Source organism: Bradyrhizobium sp. in8p8, from assembly GCF_000426845.1.
GTDB lineage: Bacteria > Pseudomonadota > Alphaproteobacteria > Rhizobiales > Xanthobacteraceae > Bradyrhizobium > Bradyrhizobium japonicum_C.
Genome location: NZ_AUGD01000017.1, coordinates 18,085 through 34,528 on the forward strand (window position 1 = coordinate 18,085; position 16,444 = coordinate 34,528).

A 16,444-nucleotide genomic window follows, 5' to 3' on the forward strand; every position below is an offset into this window, starting at 1 on the left:
TCCTCCTGGCAAGTGGAAGCGCTTTGCGTTGATTGTAAACATCCAGCCTGGCTGAATTGCTGCGAAGCAGGAATTGGTGGAGGGTAGCATCATACAAAAAGGATACACAAAAGGCTGAGGATAGCGACGGCTATCCCGAAGGCCAACCCAGCGCCAACTAGCGCGGATATTGGTATCCAGCTTGATCCAGCTTTCTGGTTCATAAGGGCGTCCCGCATCCCTTCCGCCTATTCTTATTTGCACGATGGACGAAGCGAGCGCCGCATCCAACGCGCGACAGTTTTAAGCCGTCTCCAAAATAACAATAGAGCATTTTGCTTAAACAAGCAAGCTCATGATAGTCTTGCATACAAGACATCGCGATGCAGCGAGCCCGCGGAAGCAGTTGGCTAGATGGGTAAGGGCTCGATCATTACGGATATGGCTGATGTCAAAGACAATCCAGTATCTCATTCCTCTCCTGCCGCTCGTGGCGTGCTCGCCGTCGCAGGCGATCGTTTGGTCCGACGCAACGACGCTTCTCTTGCAGGATCAAGCTGCAGTTCAAGTCGACAAAGAGGATGCCGACAATGATGCGGCTAGACGTGAACTCGAACTCTTCCGCGAAGCCAAAGTGTCATTGCGGCGGGCGATCGCGATCGCGCAGCAACTGCACGCGGGGTCGAGAGCTGCGGATGTCACCTTCGATAGCTCGTCGGGGTCTGCCGTTTACAAGGTAAGAACGACCCGTAAAGCTCGGATCTGGGAAAATGCAATCGACGGGAAGACCGGAGAGGTTGCGGGCCATGAAACCGTCATGTCCCTCGAGAATCTGGATACTGAGGATCGGAATAACTTCGTCGCCCTGGAGAGCGTTCGGCTAAAATTGTCGGACGCCGTGCTTATCGCGGAGAAGGCCGCAGACGGAAAGGCGATTGGCGCAAGTCTTCTGAACAACGATGGTAAGCTGCAGTTCCTCGTCTTGATCGTTAGCGGCAACCACTTGAAGGAGGTTATTCTCGAATCGCCCGGAGCAAGGAGTCCATGATCGCTCTCTTGCCTTCCCTATGATCCGGCTCCGTGGTGCGGCTAAACGTCCTCATCAGTCGGCGTTAGTCGTCGACATCGCAATAACGGCGGATCCGAGGCGCGTGGCCCACTTCAGCGTCGATCAATGTCCCGTGGGCTTCACCGCGGCTTTCATTTGTGGCGGCTACAGGGAACCGCTTCCTCCCTTGACGCGTTTTTGGAATACGCGGCAATGTTCGATGGTGCCGGATCGGGGACCCCAGCCGTGGATAGCCTTAGCCATCGGATCAGAGAAATAGTTGGCCGGCATTTGAATGTTGCGCCGGAAAAGATCACCGACTCGGCGCGGTTTATCGAGGATCTGGGTGCCGATAGCCTTGACACAATTGAGCTCATCATAGCCTTCGAAGAGGCCTTCGGCTGCGAGATTCCCGACGAGGTCGCAGAGTCGATCGTCACCGTGGCAGACGCGAGGCAGTATCTTGAAGGCAAAGTAAAGACGTAGTCAGTTATGCCTACGGCGGGCGTTGCGTAGGTGGGCCGATGGGGATCGATCGCCCGCGGTCGCGTATCCTCCTTTGGTTTGCGGCAATTCGTTGCGAGGCGACGCCTTGCGAGGTTGCACTGCCATCGTTCCCTTTGCCGAACACCACCGTAGGATCGCGTATCGATCCTCCTGCTTTGCGCGCAACCAAGGGCTTCACCGCAGGCCGGCGTCCGGCAGCGGCGACCCAATCGGTCTTGGCCGAGCGCCTGACCACCGCCAGAGCGCCCATCGCGAGCCGAGAATGATCGACAAAATTGTTGCTGAGCAGACGTCTGTCACCGCCAGCGCACTATCGCTCCTGACTCCATTGGCTCTCATCCAGCCTGGACATCCTGGCATTTTGTATGGCGCCGGCGCTTGACTGCTATATATGAGCTAGCTTATAATATATTAAAGTTATGGAGATTGAACTTATGAGCCGCGGTTCTGTAGACCAGAATTTTCTGTTTACTCTCGCCGAGCTGACACGCGTCCTTCGCGTGTATGCAGACAAGGAAGCCGCGCGGTTTGGCATCACCCGGGCGCAGTGGGCGGTCCTGGCCAAGGTGGAGCGCAACGAGGGCATGAGCCAGGCGGAACTTGCCGATCAGATGGAGATGCAGCCGATCACGTTGACGCGGCTGGTTGACAAGCTGTGCGAGAGCGATTGGATCGAGCGGCGGGGGGATGCAAACGATCGTCGCATCAAACGGCTTCATCTTCGGAAAGCTGGACGTCAATTGCTCGGCAAATTGAGCGGTCTGCGATCCGAACTCACGGCGACCGCGCTCGACGGCATTCTCCCGGCGGACGCCCACCGTCTTTTGACACAACTGGAAGCGATCAAGGAAAACGTGCGCAACGCAATTCAAAATGCTGGAGCCGAGCAGGTACGCAAGGAGCCGCGCTATGGCTGATCAGGTCGTCAAATTCGCGCCTGAGCAGAAGGCCGCGCCCGACGGCAAGCCGACTAGGAAGGTCGCTGCCGAACCGCGCCGCCGCATGATGGCGGGTCTGCGCCGTTATCGCCGTCCCCTTCTGTTGGTGGTGCTGCCCATTGCTGCCACACTCGGCGGACTGGCATTTTACCTGCACGGCGGACGTTATGTCAGCACCGACGATGCCTATGTCGGCGCCCAGAAGGTGCTGGTGACGCCCGACATCTCTGGCAAGATTTTGAAGGTGATCGTGAAGGAGGGCCAATCGGTCAAGCGCGGCGACGAGCTGTTCGAGATCGACCCCGTTCCGTTCCGCCTCGCGGTGGACGAGGCCAAGGCGCAGCTCGCGCAGGCCCGCACCACTTACGACAACCTCGTCGCCAACATCAAGATCTATGGCGACATGCTCGATCTGGCCCAGCAGGGCATCGATCTGAAGAAGCGCGATGTCGAGCGCAAGCAGGCGCTGGTGAAGAGCAATTTTGGCTCGCAGCTCGACCTCGACAACGCCTCGACGGCATTGGTCACCGCCGGCGGGCAGGCGCAATACATCAAGCAGCAACTCTCCAACGCCAAGACGCAATTGCTCGGCAACCCCGAATTGCCGCTGGAGCAATTCCCCCCCTACGCGCAGGCCAAGGCCAAGCTGGACGATGCGCAGCGCAATCTCGACCACACGGTGCTGCGAGCTCCGATGGAAGGCGTGGCGACGCAGGTCGAGCAGATCCAGCTCGGACGCTACGTTGCAGCCGGCACGCCCGTCTTCTCCATCATCGATGTCGCGCACCCCTGGGTCGATGCCAATCCGAAGGAGAGCGATCTCACCCACGTCACCGAAGGGCAGTCCGTCACGCTTGAGGTCGACGCCTTCCCGAACCACGTGTTCAAGGGCACGATCGGCTCGCTCTCGCCAGGCACCGGCGCGCAGTTCGCGATCCTCCCGCCGCAGAACGCCACCGGCAATTTCGTTAAGGTGGTGCAGCGCGTTCCGGTGCGGATCTATTTCGACGAGCACGACAAATACGTCGCCAAGCTGAAGGCCGGCATGAGCGTCTACGCCACCATCGATACCGGGCATAAGCGCACGCTCGCGGGCCTGCTCGGTCTGTCGGCAACCGCCAATCAGGACAAGGACTGACCTGATGTCGGGCCCACTTCCTCCGGGTCTACGCCGGAACATGGTGACCATCTGCGCCATGACCGCAACGATCATGCAGGCGCTGGATACCACGATTGCCAATGTGGCCCTGCCCTACATGCAGGGCACGCTGTCGGCGTCGCAGGATCAGATCAACTGGGTGCTGACCTCCTATATCGTCGCTGCCGCCATCATGACGGCGCCTGTGGGGTGGATCGCCAACCGCTACGGGCGCAAGCGAATCTTCATCATATGCTCGGCCGGCTTCACCATTGCATCAGTGCTGTGCGGGCTCGCGCAGGACATCAACCAGATGGTGCTGTTCCGCCTGCTGCAGGGCGTGTTCGGCGCGGCCCTGGTGCCGCTTTCGCAGACCGTGATGCTCGATTCCTACACGCTCCAGGAACGGGCGAAGGCGATGGCGATCTGGGGCATGGGCGTGATGATGGGCCCGATCATGGGCCCGTCACTGGGCGCCTGGCTCACCGAGACCTATTCCTGGCACTGGGTGTTTTTCGTCAATCTTCCTTTTGGCGCACTGACGGTGCTCGGTCTGATAGCTTTCATGGACGAGACCAAGAAGGATCTCACGCTTCGGTTCGACTTCTTCGGCTTCGCGGCACTTGCAGTCGCCATCGGGTCCTTACAGCTAGCCCTTGACCGCGGTGAGCAGCTGGGGTGGCTCGAATCCAACGAAATCGTTGGCGAGTTCATCGTCTCGGCCGTGGGCTTCTACTACTTTTTCGCCCACTCCTTCACGACCGCGCGGCCGTTCATCCAGTTCGCGCTGTTCAAGGATCGCAATTTCGTGACGGGCTGCATCTTCATGACGGTGATGGGGTTGGTGCTGTACTCCACCATGGCGCTGGCCTCGCCCTACCTGCAGAACGTCATCGGCTATCCCATCATTACCGCCGGCATGTTGCTAGCGAGCCGCGGCCTCGGCACGTTCCTGGCCATGATGATGGTCGGTCGCCTCATGCGCTATTTCGAGGCCCGTACGTTGATCATCTCGGGACTCGCGCTGACGGCGGGCTCGCTGTTCCAGATGACCGGCTGGACCGAAATGACTCAAGTTCCGGAGATTGTCACCGTCAGCGTCTTCCAGGGTTTCGGTTTTGGCCTTGTTTTCGTGCCACTATCCACCGTTTCGTTTCTAACGCTTCCAAACCACCTGCGCACCGACGGCACCTCGATGCTGACGCTGTTGCGCAATGTCGCAAGCTCGATCGGGATCTCGATCGTGATCGCCCAACTCACCCAGGGAACGCGCCGCACTTATGCGATCCTGTCCGAACACATCAACCCGTTCAACCACGCCCTGGAGATGCCTGATGTCAGGGGCATCATCAACCTGTCCACCGATGCTGGGCGCGCCATGGCGGACAAGATGGTCGCTGTTCAGGCTCAGATCATCGCATTCTCACAAGACTATCAACTCGTCATGCTGTTCATCCTCGTCTCGATCCCGCTCGCCATCATGATTGGATCTACGAAGGCCGCTCTGCGCAAGCAGACGGCAGGGCCAGAGCACGCAGTGATGGAATGAGGACACGCTGCCGCTCCTCGGCGAGCTCGGCTGCTTTGTATTTAGCGATCCATGGCCGAACAAGGTTCCGCGAGATCTCATTTCAACCTTTGTCGAGTCAGCGTCGCAGGGCACTATCAGCGCTTTGGAACGTGGTACAACGATCAGTCCATAGTGGCCGTCGAGACAGATCAGTCAACCGCTTTCAGGGGAGCAAATGTGGGCTCCGAAAGAAGCGCGCGTCAGGCGCACGGAAGTTGGACCTATGACTGCGCGTGCGCGGTCTTGATGGCAGCTCTATCGATTTCACCCGCGTCGTTTTTCAGAAGATTATCGACGAACACCACGATCTTCGGCCGCTTGTAGCGCGCGATGAGACTGCCCGCGAAATCGACGATCTCGTCCGCGGTCGTTGTCTTCGAAGGTTGCAACACGCACACCGCCTTCACCGCTTCGCCCCATTGCGGATCGGGTACGCCGATGACGACGACTTCGGCAATGGAAGCATGCTGACGGATCGCGTTCTCGACCTCGGCCGGATAGACATTCTCACCACCGGTCTTAATCAGTTCCTTTTCCGGCGCGCGGCCCGCGTACCAGAGATAGCCGTCGGCGTCGAAATAGCCTATGTCGCCGGTGTGGTGCAAGCTGTTGCGAGACGTGTACGCGGTATCGGCTTCGAGATTCCAGTAGCCCTTGAAGACCGTCGGCCCGCGCACAACGATCTCGCCGGTTTCGCCGCTCGGCCTCGGACGATCGTCGCCATCCACGACAGCGATGCTGCGCCAGAACAGCGGACGCCCCGCGGACTTCGGCCGGTCGCGGTAGCGCGACAGCGTCGCCAGACCCGACGTCTCCGATTGACCGAAGGTGACCCAGAACGCTGCTTGGGGACACTCGCGTTCGAACCGTTCGATCGTTGCCGGTGAATCGAGCCCCGTCACTGCACGTAGCGACGATAATTGGCCCGGCTTGGCCTGATCCAGGATGCCGCCCAGCATCGGCGCGAACTCGGACATCACGGTGACCTTTTCGGCTTCGATGTCGCGCGCCGCCTGCGCGGCATCGAGCTTCGCCGAGATCACGCTGGCGCCGCCCGCCTGCTGCGTCGTCAGCATTAACCCGAGGCCCGCGACATGAAACAGTGGCAGCACGCCGAGGGTTACGTCACGCTCATTAAGTTGCCAAACGCCGACCAGCGAAGACTGCGCCATCAGCATGCCCATCTGCGACAGCAGCGCGCCGCGCGGACGGCCGCCGACGGCCGCGGTATGGATGATCATGAAGCCCGCATCGCCATCGACCGACGTGGACGGCAGCGGCGTATCGCTCTCCGAGAGTTGCGAGAACGGCGTCAGCGCGGCATGCGCGGCACCGATACCGAAATAATATCGCGCGGAGGGCAACGACCCCTGCTGGGCCACGATCGCCTCGTGATAGTCGGCGCCCGCAATGACGACCACAGGCGCACTATCGGCAAGGACATAGGCGATCTCATCCGGCTGCAGGCGATAATTGACCGGCAGCAGGATGGCTCCGAGCAGCGCCACCGCACCGATCAGTTCGACCATCTCCATGCAGTTCTGCGAGAGAATGCCGATGCGATCGCCCGGCTTCACGCCAAGGCTAGCGAGACCGCCCGCCAACCGCTCGATGCTGCGGAGATATTCCGCATGCGTCACCCGCCTGCCCTTGACGATGAAAGCAATTCGATCGGGATAAAGCTCGGCGTTGCGGCGATAGATATCGCCGAAGGTCACGCTTCTCAGGCTCATAGCACTATCCTCGCCGTAGACTTAGCCATGCATCGTCAGACCGCCAGACACACTGATGGTTTGTCCGGTGATGAAGCCGGCATCGTCACTCAGCAAAAACGCGATCATGCCCGGATAATCGTCCGGCTGGCCGAGCCGCCGCAGCGGGATCGCACGTGCGAGCCCTTCGGCGATCTTGCCGCCAGTCGGCGAGCTCTTGGTGAAGGCGTCGAATAGCGGCGTGTCGGTTGGCCCGGGGCATACGACGTTGAGGATGATGTTCTTGCGAGCGAGTTCGCGCGCCACTGTCTTGGTGAAAGAGATTAACCCACCCTTGCACGCCGAATAGACAGCTTCACCGGAAGAGCCGACCCGGCCCGCGTCGGACGCAACGTTGACCACGCGCCCGAAGCCTCGCTCGACCATCCGCCTGACCACGACGTGGTGCAGGTTAAGGGGACCATAGAGGTTGATGCCGATCACCTTGTCCCAGAACGCGCGATTGGTATCGAGAAACGGCACCGGAATATCCCAGCCGGCGACGTTGGCCAGCAATTCGGTCGGCCCCACGGCTGCCTCAAACTTGTCGGTGGCGGTTGCGACGGCGTCGCGATCGGTGATGTCGACCTGATAGGCCAGTAAGCGGCCGGGCTTGCCGGCAGCGAGCTTTACAGTGTCTTCGGCGCCCGTCAGGTTCTGATCGAATATCCCGACAACGCATCCTTCGTCGGCCAACCGCAGGGTCGTCGCCCGACCGATGCCGCTGGCGCCACCGGTCAAAATGACCCGCCGTCCGTCAAGTCCACGCATATGATCCTCCCGTTAACGTTCTTGTCGGTATTGTTATCGTCCCAGAAAGGCGCGGACTGCGCTTTTACCGAAACGCCTTGATGCCTCCTTCGCATCCGCGGTTTTCGCGATTGACGCAAGGGTCTGCGCCTCGTCCTCTAACTGGCTTTCGAAAGTCCCGCTTGGCGCCGCCAGGAACAGTCGCTTTAGATCGCCATGGACCTCGGCCGGACCCGATGCCCACTCCCACCCGATCCGTTCTACTTCCGCAAGCACCTTGTCGTCATCGACCACGACATCGACGAACCCTGCCGACAAGACGGCATCGGCATTCAGCGTCTCGGCCAGCAGAAAGAAGCGCTGGGCGCGCGCGGAGCCCATGCGTGCCGTCAACGTCATGTTTGAGCCGTATCCGGACTGAAGCCGATCTTGGTGAACGCGGCCGTGATACGCGCCGACTTCGCCATCACGACGATATCGGCCGCGGCCGCCAGCGACACGCTGCCGCCGGCGACGTGGCTGTGCACGGCGACCACGACCGGCGCGCGCATCTGCTTCATCCGGACGATCGCGGTACGGAGATCCGCGGTCCAGTGCTTGACCAGCGACGGCAGCGAATCGGACTGCCGTTCGAAGGCAGCAATATCGCCGCCGACGCTGAACATCTTGCCACGCGCCGAGATCAGCACAGCGCGCACATCTTCGCACTCCTCAGTTCGTCCATCGCAAGGCTGAATTCGCGGCAAAACGCGATTAACGGGATTGCCCCAATCCGGCCGGTTGAAAACGATGCGAGCGAGCCCGTCCACGATGTCGCAGAGGAAACTCCTCGTCGGCGTCGTCAAGTTCATCTTTAGCTCCGGCGGTTGTCTCTCATCGAGTCTAGCGGCCAGAACAACTGCCAAAGGGCGACAATCGGTCCGGCGGTTGACGAAATCTCTTGCCTGCGCCAATAATCGCGTTTATCAGTCGCTTTGACATGAACCCGGTGCGACCGTCTCCGTTGGTTTCCAAATCCCACAAGCGTATCTCCAAGCGAATCTTGGCTTCCTCAACCATTCTAAAATCAAAGTCGTTTGCCTCGCTGAAACAGCCTCCCGCCTCGCGCATTTCCAAATCGGAGAAGTCACGCGATTCGATCCTGGTTGCGGCGGCAAGGCTGTTCCGCCGCCAGGGATACGCAGCTACAACGCTGCGCCAGATCGCCGATATCGCCGACATCAAGGCCGGCAGCGTCTATTACTATTTCGACTCCAAGGAGCAGATTCTCGACGAAGTCCTCTACATCGGATTGTCGAGCGTGTTCGAAGCGGTCAAAAAAGCGCATCGTGACGCCGGCAAAGTCTCGCATCGGCGCAAGATCGGACTCGCGATCGAGGCGCATCTGGTGGCGCTGCTCGAGGCGGGCGACTTCACCTCGGCCAATATCCGGATTTACGGCCAGTTGCCGGAGACGCTGAAGAAGCCGCACCGGCCCCTGCGTCGGGCCTACGCCAAATACTGGGACAAACTTTTCCTCGACGCCCGCCGCGCCGGCGAAATCCGCGCCGACATCGAGATCGTCCCGCTGCGCATCTTCGTGCTGGGCGCACTGAACTGGACCATCGAATGGTTCAGCCTCGACAGCAAGGATGCCGTGCTGAAGCTGGCGCGACGCACCGAACTCCTGATCTTTGACGGCGTGAAGAAGTCCTGACATCTACTTTCCTTGCCAGACCGGCTTACGTTTTTCCGCAAACGCCCTCGGCCCTTCGATCGCATCCTGGCTCGCATAAGCCTCGACATGCAGCCGGTTGGCCTCGACCAAGCCCTCGGCGCAGCCAAGATCCATCGCGGCAAGAATGCTGGCCTTGGCGGCCTTCACCGACAGCGGCGCGCCTTCGACGATCGCGCGCGCCAACTGCAGCGCACGGGCGCGCACCGCATCGGGCGTGTCTTCGAGATAATTGAGGAAGCCGTGCGCGGCGAGCCGCTCGATCGGCATTGTCTCGCCCGTGATCACCAGCTCCATCAGCAGCGGCTGCGGCAGCATCCATAACAACGGGACCGCCCAGGGCGAGCCACGCCCCATCTTGACCTCGGTAATCCCGGCGCGCGTCCCGCGCAGCCCGACCCGCAGATCGGACTTGAGCGCCAGCAGCATGCCGCCTGCCATCAGCGACCCCGTCATCGCCGCGATGATCGGCTTTGAAACCTCGCGCATGGCTGTTTGCATCGGGTCGCGCATCAGGGCCAGGACATCGACGTCGTCGCGCGCCCTGATCTCGGCCGCCTGCTTGAGATCCAAGCCGGCGGAAAACACACCGCAGTCGGTCGAGGTCAGAATCACGACATTCGCTTGCTGGTCCTGCTCAACCCGCTCCCACGCATCGGTCAAACCGTTCATCGCCTCGACCGAAAGCGCGTTTTTGCGCTCGGGCCGGTCGATAGTGATGGTCGCGATGCCATCTTCGCGCGAATAGAGAACAGGCTCTTCGGACATCGTGTTCCGCTTCCGCTAATTTCTAACATCTGTTAGAATACCGATCACGCGTTTGAACACAACAGATATTCAGCCATCGGGTCGTCATGCAGCCAATGCCCGCCATGCGTTTTGCGTCGGATCTTCTGAGCGGCCGGGTCGCGCTGGTAACCGGAGGCGGCACCGGCATGGGCCGCGCCACGGCGATCGAAATGGCGCGCTGCGGCGCGGATATCGCCCTGCTCGGCCGCCGTCCCGGCCTGATCGAGGACTGCGCCGAAGTAATCCGCGGACTCGGCCGCAAGGCGGTGGCGATCTCGGCCGATATTCGAGTGCCCGAGCAGATCGAGGATGCGATGCTGCGGATCAAGAGCGAGTTCGGTCGGCTCGACATGCTCGTCAACAATGCCGGCGGACAATTTGTCACGCCGGCGCGCGAACTCAACAACAAGGGGTTCGAGACCGTCATCCGCAACAACCTGGTCGGTTCCTGGCAGATGACCAAGGCGGTCGCCGATCATTTCATGTTCGAGCACGGCGGTTCGGTCGTCTTCGTGACCGCTTGCGTCCGCTCCGGCCTCAGCGGCTTCGTGCATACGGCAGCCGCCCGCGGCGGCGTGCTGGCCATGATGAAGACGCTGGCCTTCGAATGGGCAGAATTCGGTATCCGTCTCAATTGCGTCGCGCCCGGCACCGTCCGGACCGAGGGAATGGACCACTACCCGATCGAACCCGAGCAGTGGCTGAAACTGAACCGCAACATCATGGGTCACATGGGCGACGTCAGCGACATTTCGGCTGCGATCATCTTTCTGAGTTCGTCGCTCGGCAAATTCGTCACCGGCGAGGAATGGTACATCGACGGCGGCGAGACGCTGCATCTGGCCCATGACGCACGCCAGATGATCGACATGGTGAAGTTCTCGAAACGCGAGTCGGCGGTTCCCAAATCGAAGTAACCGCTGAAGTAGCCTAGCAGTCTGCTGAAAAACCTTGAGATAGCGGGATTTTATATTCTCGCCGGTCTTTGTTGGGACGACGCGGCAGAGTTGGATGTGATTTTTTAGCCAGGCGTTGGGCTGCCCGGCACGGACGGCTAAGCGGCAAGTAGTTTGGGGATGCGGATCAGGTTGTAAGCGATCAGATTTAGCAGGAAGTCGGCGGCGACGCGAGCGATGCCACGATGCTTGGTCTTACGCATCGTGCCATGCTGTTTGCCCCATCCGAAGATGCACTCGACCATCGCCCGGCGTGATTGCGACATGCCGTACCCCGGATGCCGCGTGGTACGTTCGTCGATGGCGCTGATGCGGGTCTTGCCGGTTTTGGTAACGGCTTGGTTCTGCGTCACACGCGGCGTCACGCCGATGGCGCGAAGATTGGCGACATGATCGGCGGTATCGTACGCCTTGTCCTCACCGGCCGTGATGCGGCGACCTGCCGCCCTGCGTCTCGCCTTCAGCATAGCCTCCGAAGCCCCGCGTTCGGCGGTGCCATCGGCATGCGTGACCTTGCCGGCCACCGCCAGCCCATGACGGTTTTCCATGGTGGCGTGGCCCATATAGCAAAGCCTGGCCTCTCGTCCGGCCGCTTTGCGATAAAGCCTGCTGTCCGGGTCGCTGGTACTGGCATGGGTGTCGTTCTTGCGCTTCTGGCCATGGAAGTTGGCGCCGTCGTCGTCGCCGCTGCCGTCCTTGGGACGAAAGCTCTTCTGTGAAGCCCAGGCTTCGATCAGCGTTCCATCTACCGAGAAGTGCTCACTCGACAGCAGCGGCTTGACCCGCGGATGGTTCAGAAGCCGGCACATGAACTTCGTGAACACATCGCCGTTCTGAAGCCGTTCCCGGTTCTTGGTGAAGGTGGTCGGGTCCCAGACTGGATCGTCCGGCGACAGGCCCACGAACCAGCGGTACAAAAGATTGTTGTCCAGTTGCTCCATCAACTGGCGTTCCGAGCGGATGCCGTAGAACACCTGCAGCAGCAGGGCACTCAGCAATTGCTCCGGAGGGATCGAAGGGCGTCCCTCGCTGGCGTAGAGCTTCCCAAGGCTGCGGTTCAAATCACTCAAAACATCCCGGACAAGTTCCCGCACCTTCCGCAGCGGATGGTTCGCTCGCACACGCTTATCCGGCGCAATGTACGGAAACAGGCCGCCCTGATCCGTGAACCTGCCCCGCATGATCGTCTCCGCCGATTCGGGATGATAAGTGAATCATCAAGCCTTCGCCGTGGCGAGGGGGTTCTTCAGCAGACTGCTAGAGCGCGTAACCGACCCGCACGCCCTCGTCGACCGCCCGCATGGCGTCGAGTTCGGCGGCCTCCTTCGCGCCGCCGATGATGTGGACCTCAACGCCCGCCGACTGCAACGCATCGAACGGCCCGCGATTGGCTTCCTGCCCGGCGCAAAGCACGATGGTGTCGGCCTCGATCAGTTGCGGCTTGCCATCGACAAGGACGTGCAGTCCGCGATCATCGATCTTCTCATAGGTGACGCCGGCCATGATCTTGACGTCGCGCTTGGCGAGGCTGCTGCGCAAGATCCAGCCGGTGGAAACCCCGAGATTGACGCCCGGACGCGTGGTCTTTCGCTGCAGCATGGTGATCTCGCGCGGGCTCTGCCGCGGCGCCAGCGGATCGCCTTTCAAACCACCGGCCTCGACGAGGCTGGCGTCGATATTCCACTCGACCTGGAACTCTACCAAATCCAGCCGCCGCGCCTTCGGCGCTTCGCCGGGCTGCGAATGGCAGAGATACTCCGCAACATCGAAGCCAATGCCACCGGCGCCGATGATGACCACCCGACGCCCGGCCTTCTTCTTGCCGCTCAGGAGATCGCTGTACGAGACGACCTTTGGATGGTCGATGCCAGCAATGTCAGGCCTGCGCGGATGAACGCCGGACGCAACCACGACCGCGTCGAACGATTCCTTCTTGAGCTGATCGGCATCGGGTGCGGTGTTGAGACGCAGATCGACGCCGCCGTCGGATATCTTGCCGCTGTAGTAACGCAACATTTCGAACTCGACCTTGCCCGGCACGGCACGTGCCAGGTTGATCTGGCCGCCCACGCGATCGCTGGCCTCGAACAGCGTGACCTTGTGCCCGCGGCCGCTGGCTTCCGCTGCGGCGGCCAGCCCTGCCGCGCCGCCGCCGATCACCGCCACTTTGCGAGGCTTCGCCGCCGGCTCGTCGTCGAATTCGGTCTCACGGCATGCGCGCGGATTGACCAGGCACGTCGCGGTGCGGTTTGAAAAGATCAGATCAAGGCAGGCCTGGTTGCAGGCAATGCAGATGTTGATCTTGTCGGCGTTGCCTTCGCGCACCTTTCGGGCGAAATGCGGGTCGGCCAGCATCGGCCGCGCCATCGAGATCAGGTCGCTGTCGCCGGCCGCAAGAATCTCCTCGGCGACATCGGGCGTGTTGACGCGATTCGACGCCACCACGGGAATACCGACGACCTTCTTCAGCCGTGCAGCGGCGAAACGCCAGGCGGCACGCGGGACCGGATAGGCGATGGTGGGAACACGCGCCTCGTGCCAGCCGATGCCGGTGTTGAGGATATCGGCGCCGGCGACCTCGACCCGCTTCGCCAGCCGGTCGATTTCATCGCCGGTCGCGCCACCTTCCACCAGATCGGCGGCGGAGATGCGGTAGACGATCAGGAATTCCGGACCTGTCGCCGCACGCACGCGCTTGACCAGCTCGACCGGCAGCCGATGGCGATTTTCTTCTGCCCCGCCCCACTCGTCAGTGCGATCGTTGGTGCGCAGCACGGTGAACTCGTTGATCAGGTAGCCTTCGGAGCCCATGATCTCGACGCCGTCGAAACCGGCTTGCTTGGCCAGCATCGCGCAGCGGACATAGTCTTCGATCGTCTGCTCGATTTCAGCTGTGGTCATCGCGCGCGGCGGGAACTTGTTGATGCGCGAGCGGATGTCGGACGGGCCGAGGCATTCCGGCTGCTTCGCGTAGCGGCCGGAATGCAGGATCTGCATGCAGACCTTGCCGCCATGCTGGTGCACGGCGTCGGTCACGCGCCGCAGTTCCAAGGCCTCCGACCGTTCAGTGAGAATCGGGCCGCCAGGTTCGATCAGGCCTGCGGTATTCGGAGCGTAACCACCGGTGATGATCAGGCCGACTTCGCCCTTGGCACGCTCGGCGAGAAACATCGCCATCTTGTGCAGCCCGTTCTCCTCCATGTCGAGGCGGGTGTGCATGGAGCCCATGATGATGCGGTTGCGCAACATGGTGTGGCCCGCCTTCAGCGGCGACATCAGATTCGGATACATTCCGGTCATCGGGCGGCTCCGGGCACGATTGCGCATTTTCTAACGATTGTTAGACTGAATAAAAATCGGACCGAATGCAAGCTGCGAAGGAAACATGATGGACACCACGCTCAGCGCCGAGCAGCAGGCATTTCGTGAAATTGCCGAACGGTTTGCGCGCGAAAAGCTCGCGCCGCATTACCAGAAGCGGGCCAAACAGGATCGCATCGACCGCGCGATGCTCAAGGAAATGGGCGATCTCGGCCTGATCGGCGTCGATATTCCCGAACAATACGGCGGGCTCGGCGAGAGCAGCGCCACCGCCGGCGTCATCATCGAACAGATCGCCTATGGCGACTTCAACGCCAGTTACGTCCAGTTGCTGGCGTCGTTGATGGGCGGCATGATCGCCCAGCATGCTTCGCCCGACATTTCGCAGCAGTGGCTGCCGCGCGTGGTCAAGGGCGAAGCCGTCATCGGGCTCGGCCTCACCGAGCCGCGCGGCGGATCGGACGCGGCCAATCTCATCCTGCGCGCCGAGAAATCCGGCAACGTTACGGCCTCAACGGCGAAAAAACCTCGATGAGCTTCGGGGATCAGTGCGATGCCGCCGTGATCTTTGCCCGCACTGGTGAGGACGGCGCGCGCGGCGTCAGCGCCTTCTTCGTTGACCTCAACCAACGCGGCATCACCCGCACCCATTTCGACGACATCGGCACCAAACCCGTAGGCCGCGGCTCGGTGTTTTTCGACGACGTGTTCGTTCCCGCCGAATGCCTGATGGCAGAGGAGAACAAGGGGTTTTCCAAGATCATGGCCGGCTTCGACTACAGCCGCGCCCTGATCGGCCTCGAGTGCATCGGACCGGCGCAGGCCTCCGTCGACGAAGCCTGGCAATACACCACCGGCCGCATCGCCTTCGAGCGGCCGATAGCGCAGTATCAGGGCGTGAGTTTTCCGCTCGCCGAGGCCGAGACGCAACTCACGATGATGCGGCAGCTATGTTTTTACACGCTGTCGCTGCGCGACCGCGGCCTGCCCCATACCGCGGAGGCCGCGATGTGCAAATGGTATGTGCCGAAAGTAACGTGCGAGATCATCCACCAGTGCCTGCTGACGCATGGCCATTACGGCTACACAACGGATCTGCCGTTCCATCAGCGCTATGTCGACGTCATGGGGCTTCAAATCGGCGACGGTACGGCGCAGATCCAGAAACTCGTCATCGCGCGCGAGAAGGTCGGCCGGGTCGCGGTTCAATATGCCAAGCAACCCGAGCGCAAATGAACTCAGCGCTCGCCGTGGAACTTCATGTCACGAACCTGGACCCGGTCAACGCTGGACTGCCACAGTTTCGGATAGGTAGCGTGGAAATCCTGCAATAGCTGCCCGATCGGCGGGTCGACGAACCAGCCGCGGTCGTTGACATATTCCATGTGGCGCTGGCTATTGACGTCGAACTCGTGGAACAGCGCGTCATGTTTGCCGTCGAACACGAGTTGCTTGACGCCGAAGCGTTCGCACATCTCGGTGTTGAAGGCGGGTGTCACTTTGAACTGCTGCCCGTCGAGCCAGAGCGTGACATAGCCGTGGTAGATGAAGAGATCGGTCTCCATCAGTTCGGCGAGTTTCGGCGAATTCAGGTGATTGCGGACGTCGGCGAAACCAACCGCAGCGGGAACGCCGGCGGCACGCAAGGCGGCGGTCAGCATGATCGCCTTCGGAACGCAATAGTTCGTCGGCTGGGTTGCGATGCGGCTGGCGCGATATTCGTCCGCCGTGGTGCCGATGTTGAAGGGATTGTAGCGGATCTGGTCGCGCACGGCATCGAACAGGCGGATCGCCTTCTCGGTCGGCGACAGGTCGGCCGCGTCGGGTAGATGGCGCGCGACGAATTCGCGGATCTCGGCCGATCCGCTGTCGACATAAGGCGTCGACGCCAGCAATTCCGAAGCGGAATACATTCCATTCCCCCGTCTTTTCAGAATTTCTAACAAACGTTCGAAACAAAAGATAGCGGGCCATTGACGCAAT

The 16,444-nt window shown here is 61.0% G+C and carries 15 protein-coding genes and 1 pseudogene; 9 read left to right on the forward strand and 7 right to left on the reverse strand.

Annotated features, from left to right (window positions below):
• The first annotated feature begins 427 nt into the window (after positions 1-427).
• From K408_RS0130135 to K408_RS0130155, 5 genes are all read left to right on the forward strand, one after another.
• The gene (locus K408_RS0130135; RefSeq protein WP_024343405.1) at positions 428-1,027 is read left to right on the forward strand and encodes a PepSY domain-containing protein; all 600 of its coding nucleotides are present in this window, start codon (positions 428-430) and stop codon (positions 1,025-1,027) included.
• A 246-nt stretch (positions 1,028-1,273) separates the two neighbouring features.
• Complete coding sequence (locus tag K408_RS0130140; protein WP_028139161.1) at positions 1,274-1,513, forward strand: acyl carrier protein; 240 nt, start codon at positions 1,274-1,276, stop codon at positions 1,511-1,513.
• 455 nt (positions 1,514-1,968) lie between these two features.
• Positions 1,969-2,451 (forward strand): MarR family winged helix-turn-helix transcriptional regulator, encoded by a 483-nt coding sequence (locus tag K408_RS0130145; protein WP_024343403.1) that lies wholly within the window; start codon positions 1,969-1,971, stop codon positions 2,449-2,451.
• On the forward strand, positions 2,444-3,610 hold the full coding sequence (locus K408_RS0130150) for an HlyD family secretion protein (protein ID WP_024343402.1): 1,167 nt from the start codon (positions 2,444-2,446) through the stop codon (positions 3,608-3,610). The genes K408_RS0130145 and K408_RS0130150 overlap by 8 nt, the downstream gene beginning before the upstream one ends.
• A gap of 4 nt (positions 3,611-3,614) precedes the next feature.
• Positions 3,615-5,159: an MDR family MFS transporter gene (locus K408_RS0130155; RefSeq protein WP_028146067.1), complete on the forward strand. Its 1,545-nt coding sequence runs from the start codon at positions 3,615-3,617 to the stop codon at positions 5,157-5,159.
• Between the two features lie 242 nt (positions 5,160-5,401).
• Here K408_RS0130155 and K408_RS0130160 read toward each other — a convergent pair whose 3' ends face one another.
• The 3 genes and pseudogenes from K408_RS0130160 to K408_RS44410 form a co-directional block, all read right to left on the reverse strand.
• Entirely contained in the window at positions 5,402-6,913 is a 1,512-nt protein-coding gene (locus K408_RS0130160) for an AMP-binding protein (protein ID WP_024342826.1), read from the reverse strand.
• A gap of 21 nt (positions 6,914-6,934) precedes the next feature.
• Positions 6,935-7,672: an SDR family oxidoreductase gene (locus K408_RS0130165; RefSeq protein ID WP_245265970.1), complete on the reverse strand. Its 738-nt coding sequence runs from the start codon at positions 7,670-7,672 to the stop codon at positions 6,935-6,937.
• A gap of 63 nt (positions 7,673-7,735) precedes the next feature.
• Positions 7,736-8,532, reverse strand: a pseudogene (locus tag K408_RS44410) (enoyl-CoA hydratase/isomerase family protein).
• A 191-nt stretch (positions 8,533-8,723) separates the two neighbouring features.
• On the opposite strand from K408_RS44410, the gene K408_RS0130180 reads away from it, so the two are divergent.
• Positions 8,724-9,377 (forward strand): TetR/AcrR family transcriptional regulator, encoded by a 654-nt coding sequence (locus tag K408_RS0130180; protein WP_024342824.1) that lies wholly within the window; start codon positions 8,724-8,726, stop codon positions 9,375-9,377.
• 3 nt (positions 9,378-9,380) lie between these two features.
• On the opposite strand, the gene K408_RS0130185 is transcribed toward K408_RS0130180, so the two are convergent.
• Complete coding sequence (locus K408_RS0130185) at positions 9,381-10,163, reverse strand: enoyl-CoA hydratase/isomerase family protein (RefSeq protein ID WP_024342823.1); 783 nt, start codon at positions 10,161-10,163, stop codon at positions 9,381-9,383.
• Positions 10,164-10,267: 104 nt separating this feature from the next.
• Between K408_RS0130185 and K408_RS0130190 the strand changes: the two genes are divergently transcribed.
• The gene (locus tag K408_RS0130190) at positions 10,268-11,101 is read left to right on the forward strand and encodes an SDR family oxidoreductase (protein WP_245265969.1); all 834 of its coding nucleotides are present in this window, start codon (positions 10,268-10,270) and stop codon (positions 11,099-11,101) included.
• A 137-nt stretch (positions 11,102-11,238) separates the two neighbouring features.
• Here the strand turns inward: K408_RS0130190 and K408_RS0130195 are convergent, their stop codons facing one another.
• Complete coding sequence (locus K408_RS0130195) at positions 11,239-12,321, reverse strand: IS5 family transposase (protein ID WP_024342821.1); 1,083 nt, start codon at positions 12,319-12,321, stop codon at positions 11,239-11,241.
• Positions 12,322-12,397: 76 nt separating this feature from the next.
• Positions 12,398-14,440, reverse strand: a complete 2,043-nt coding sequence (locus K408_RS0130200) for an NADPH-dependent 2,4-dienoyl-CoA reductase (protein ID WP_024342820.1) — start codon at positions 14,438-14,440, stop codon at positions 12,398-12,400.
• An 85-nt stretch (positions 14,441-14,525) separates the two neighbouring features.
• Here K408_RS0130200 and K408_RS43615 point away from each other — a divergent pair, with 85 nt between their 5' ends.
• Together K408_RS43615 and K408_RS43620 are read left to right on the forward strand one after the other, a co-directional pair.
• Positions 14,526-14,996 (forward strand): acyl-CoA dehydrogenase family protein, encoded by a 471-nt coding sequence (locus tag K408_RS43615; protein WP_245269083.1) that lies wholly within the window; start codon positions 14,526-14,528, stop codon positions 14,994-14,996.
• Positions 14,993-15,697, forward strand: coding sequence for an acyl-CoA dehydrogenase family protein (locus tag K408_RS43620; protein ID WP_245265967.1), 705 nt, complete (start codon positions 14,993-14,995; stop codon positions 15,695-15,697). The genes K408_RS43615 and K408_RS43620 overlap by 4 nt, the downstream gene beginning before the upstream one ends.
• A gap of 2 nt (positions 15,698-15,699) precedes the next feature.
• On the opposite strand, the gene K408_RS0130210 is transcribed toward K408_RS43620, so the two are convergent.
• A complete protein-coding gene (locus K408_RS0130210; RefSeq protein ID WP_024342819.1) occupies positions 15,700-16,374 on the reverse strand; it encodes a transglutaminase-like domain-containing protein in 675 nt (224 codons plus the stop codon).
• Positions 16,375-16,444 lie beyond the last annotated feature (70 nt).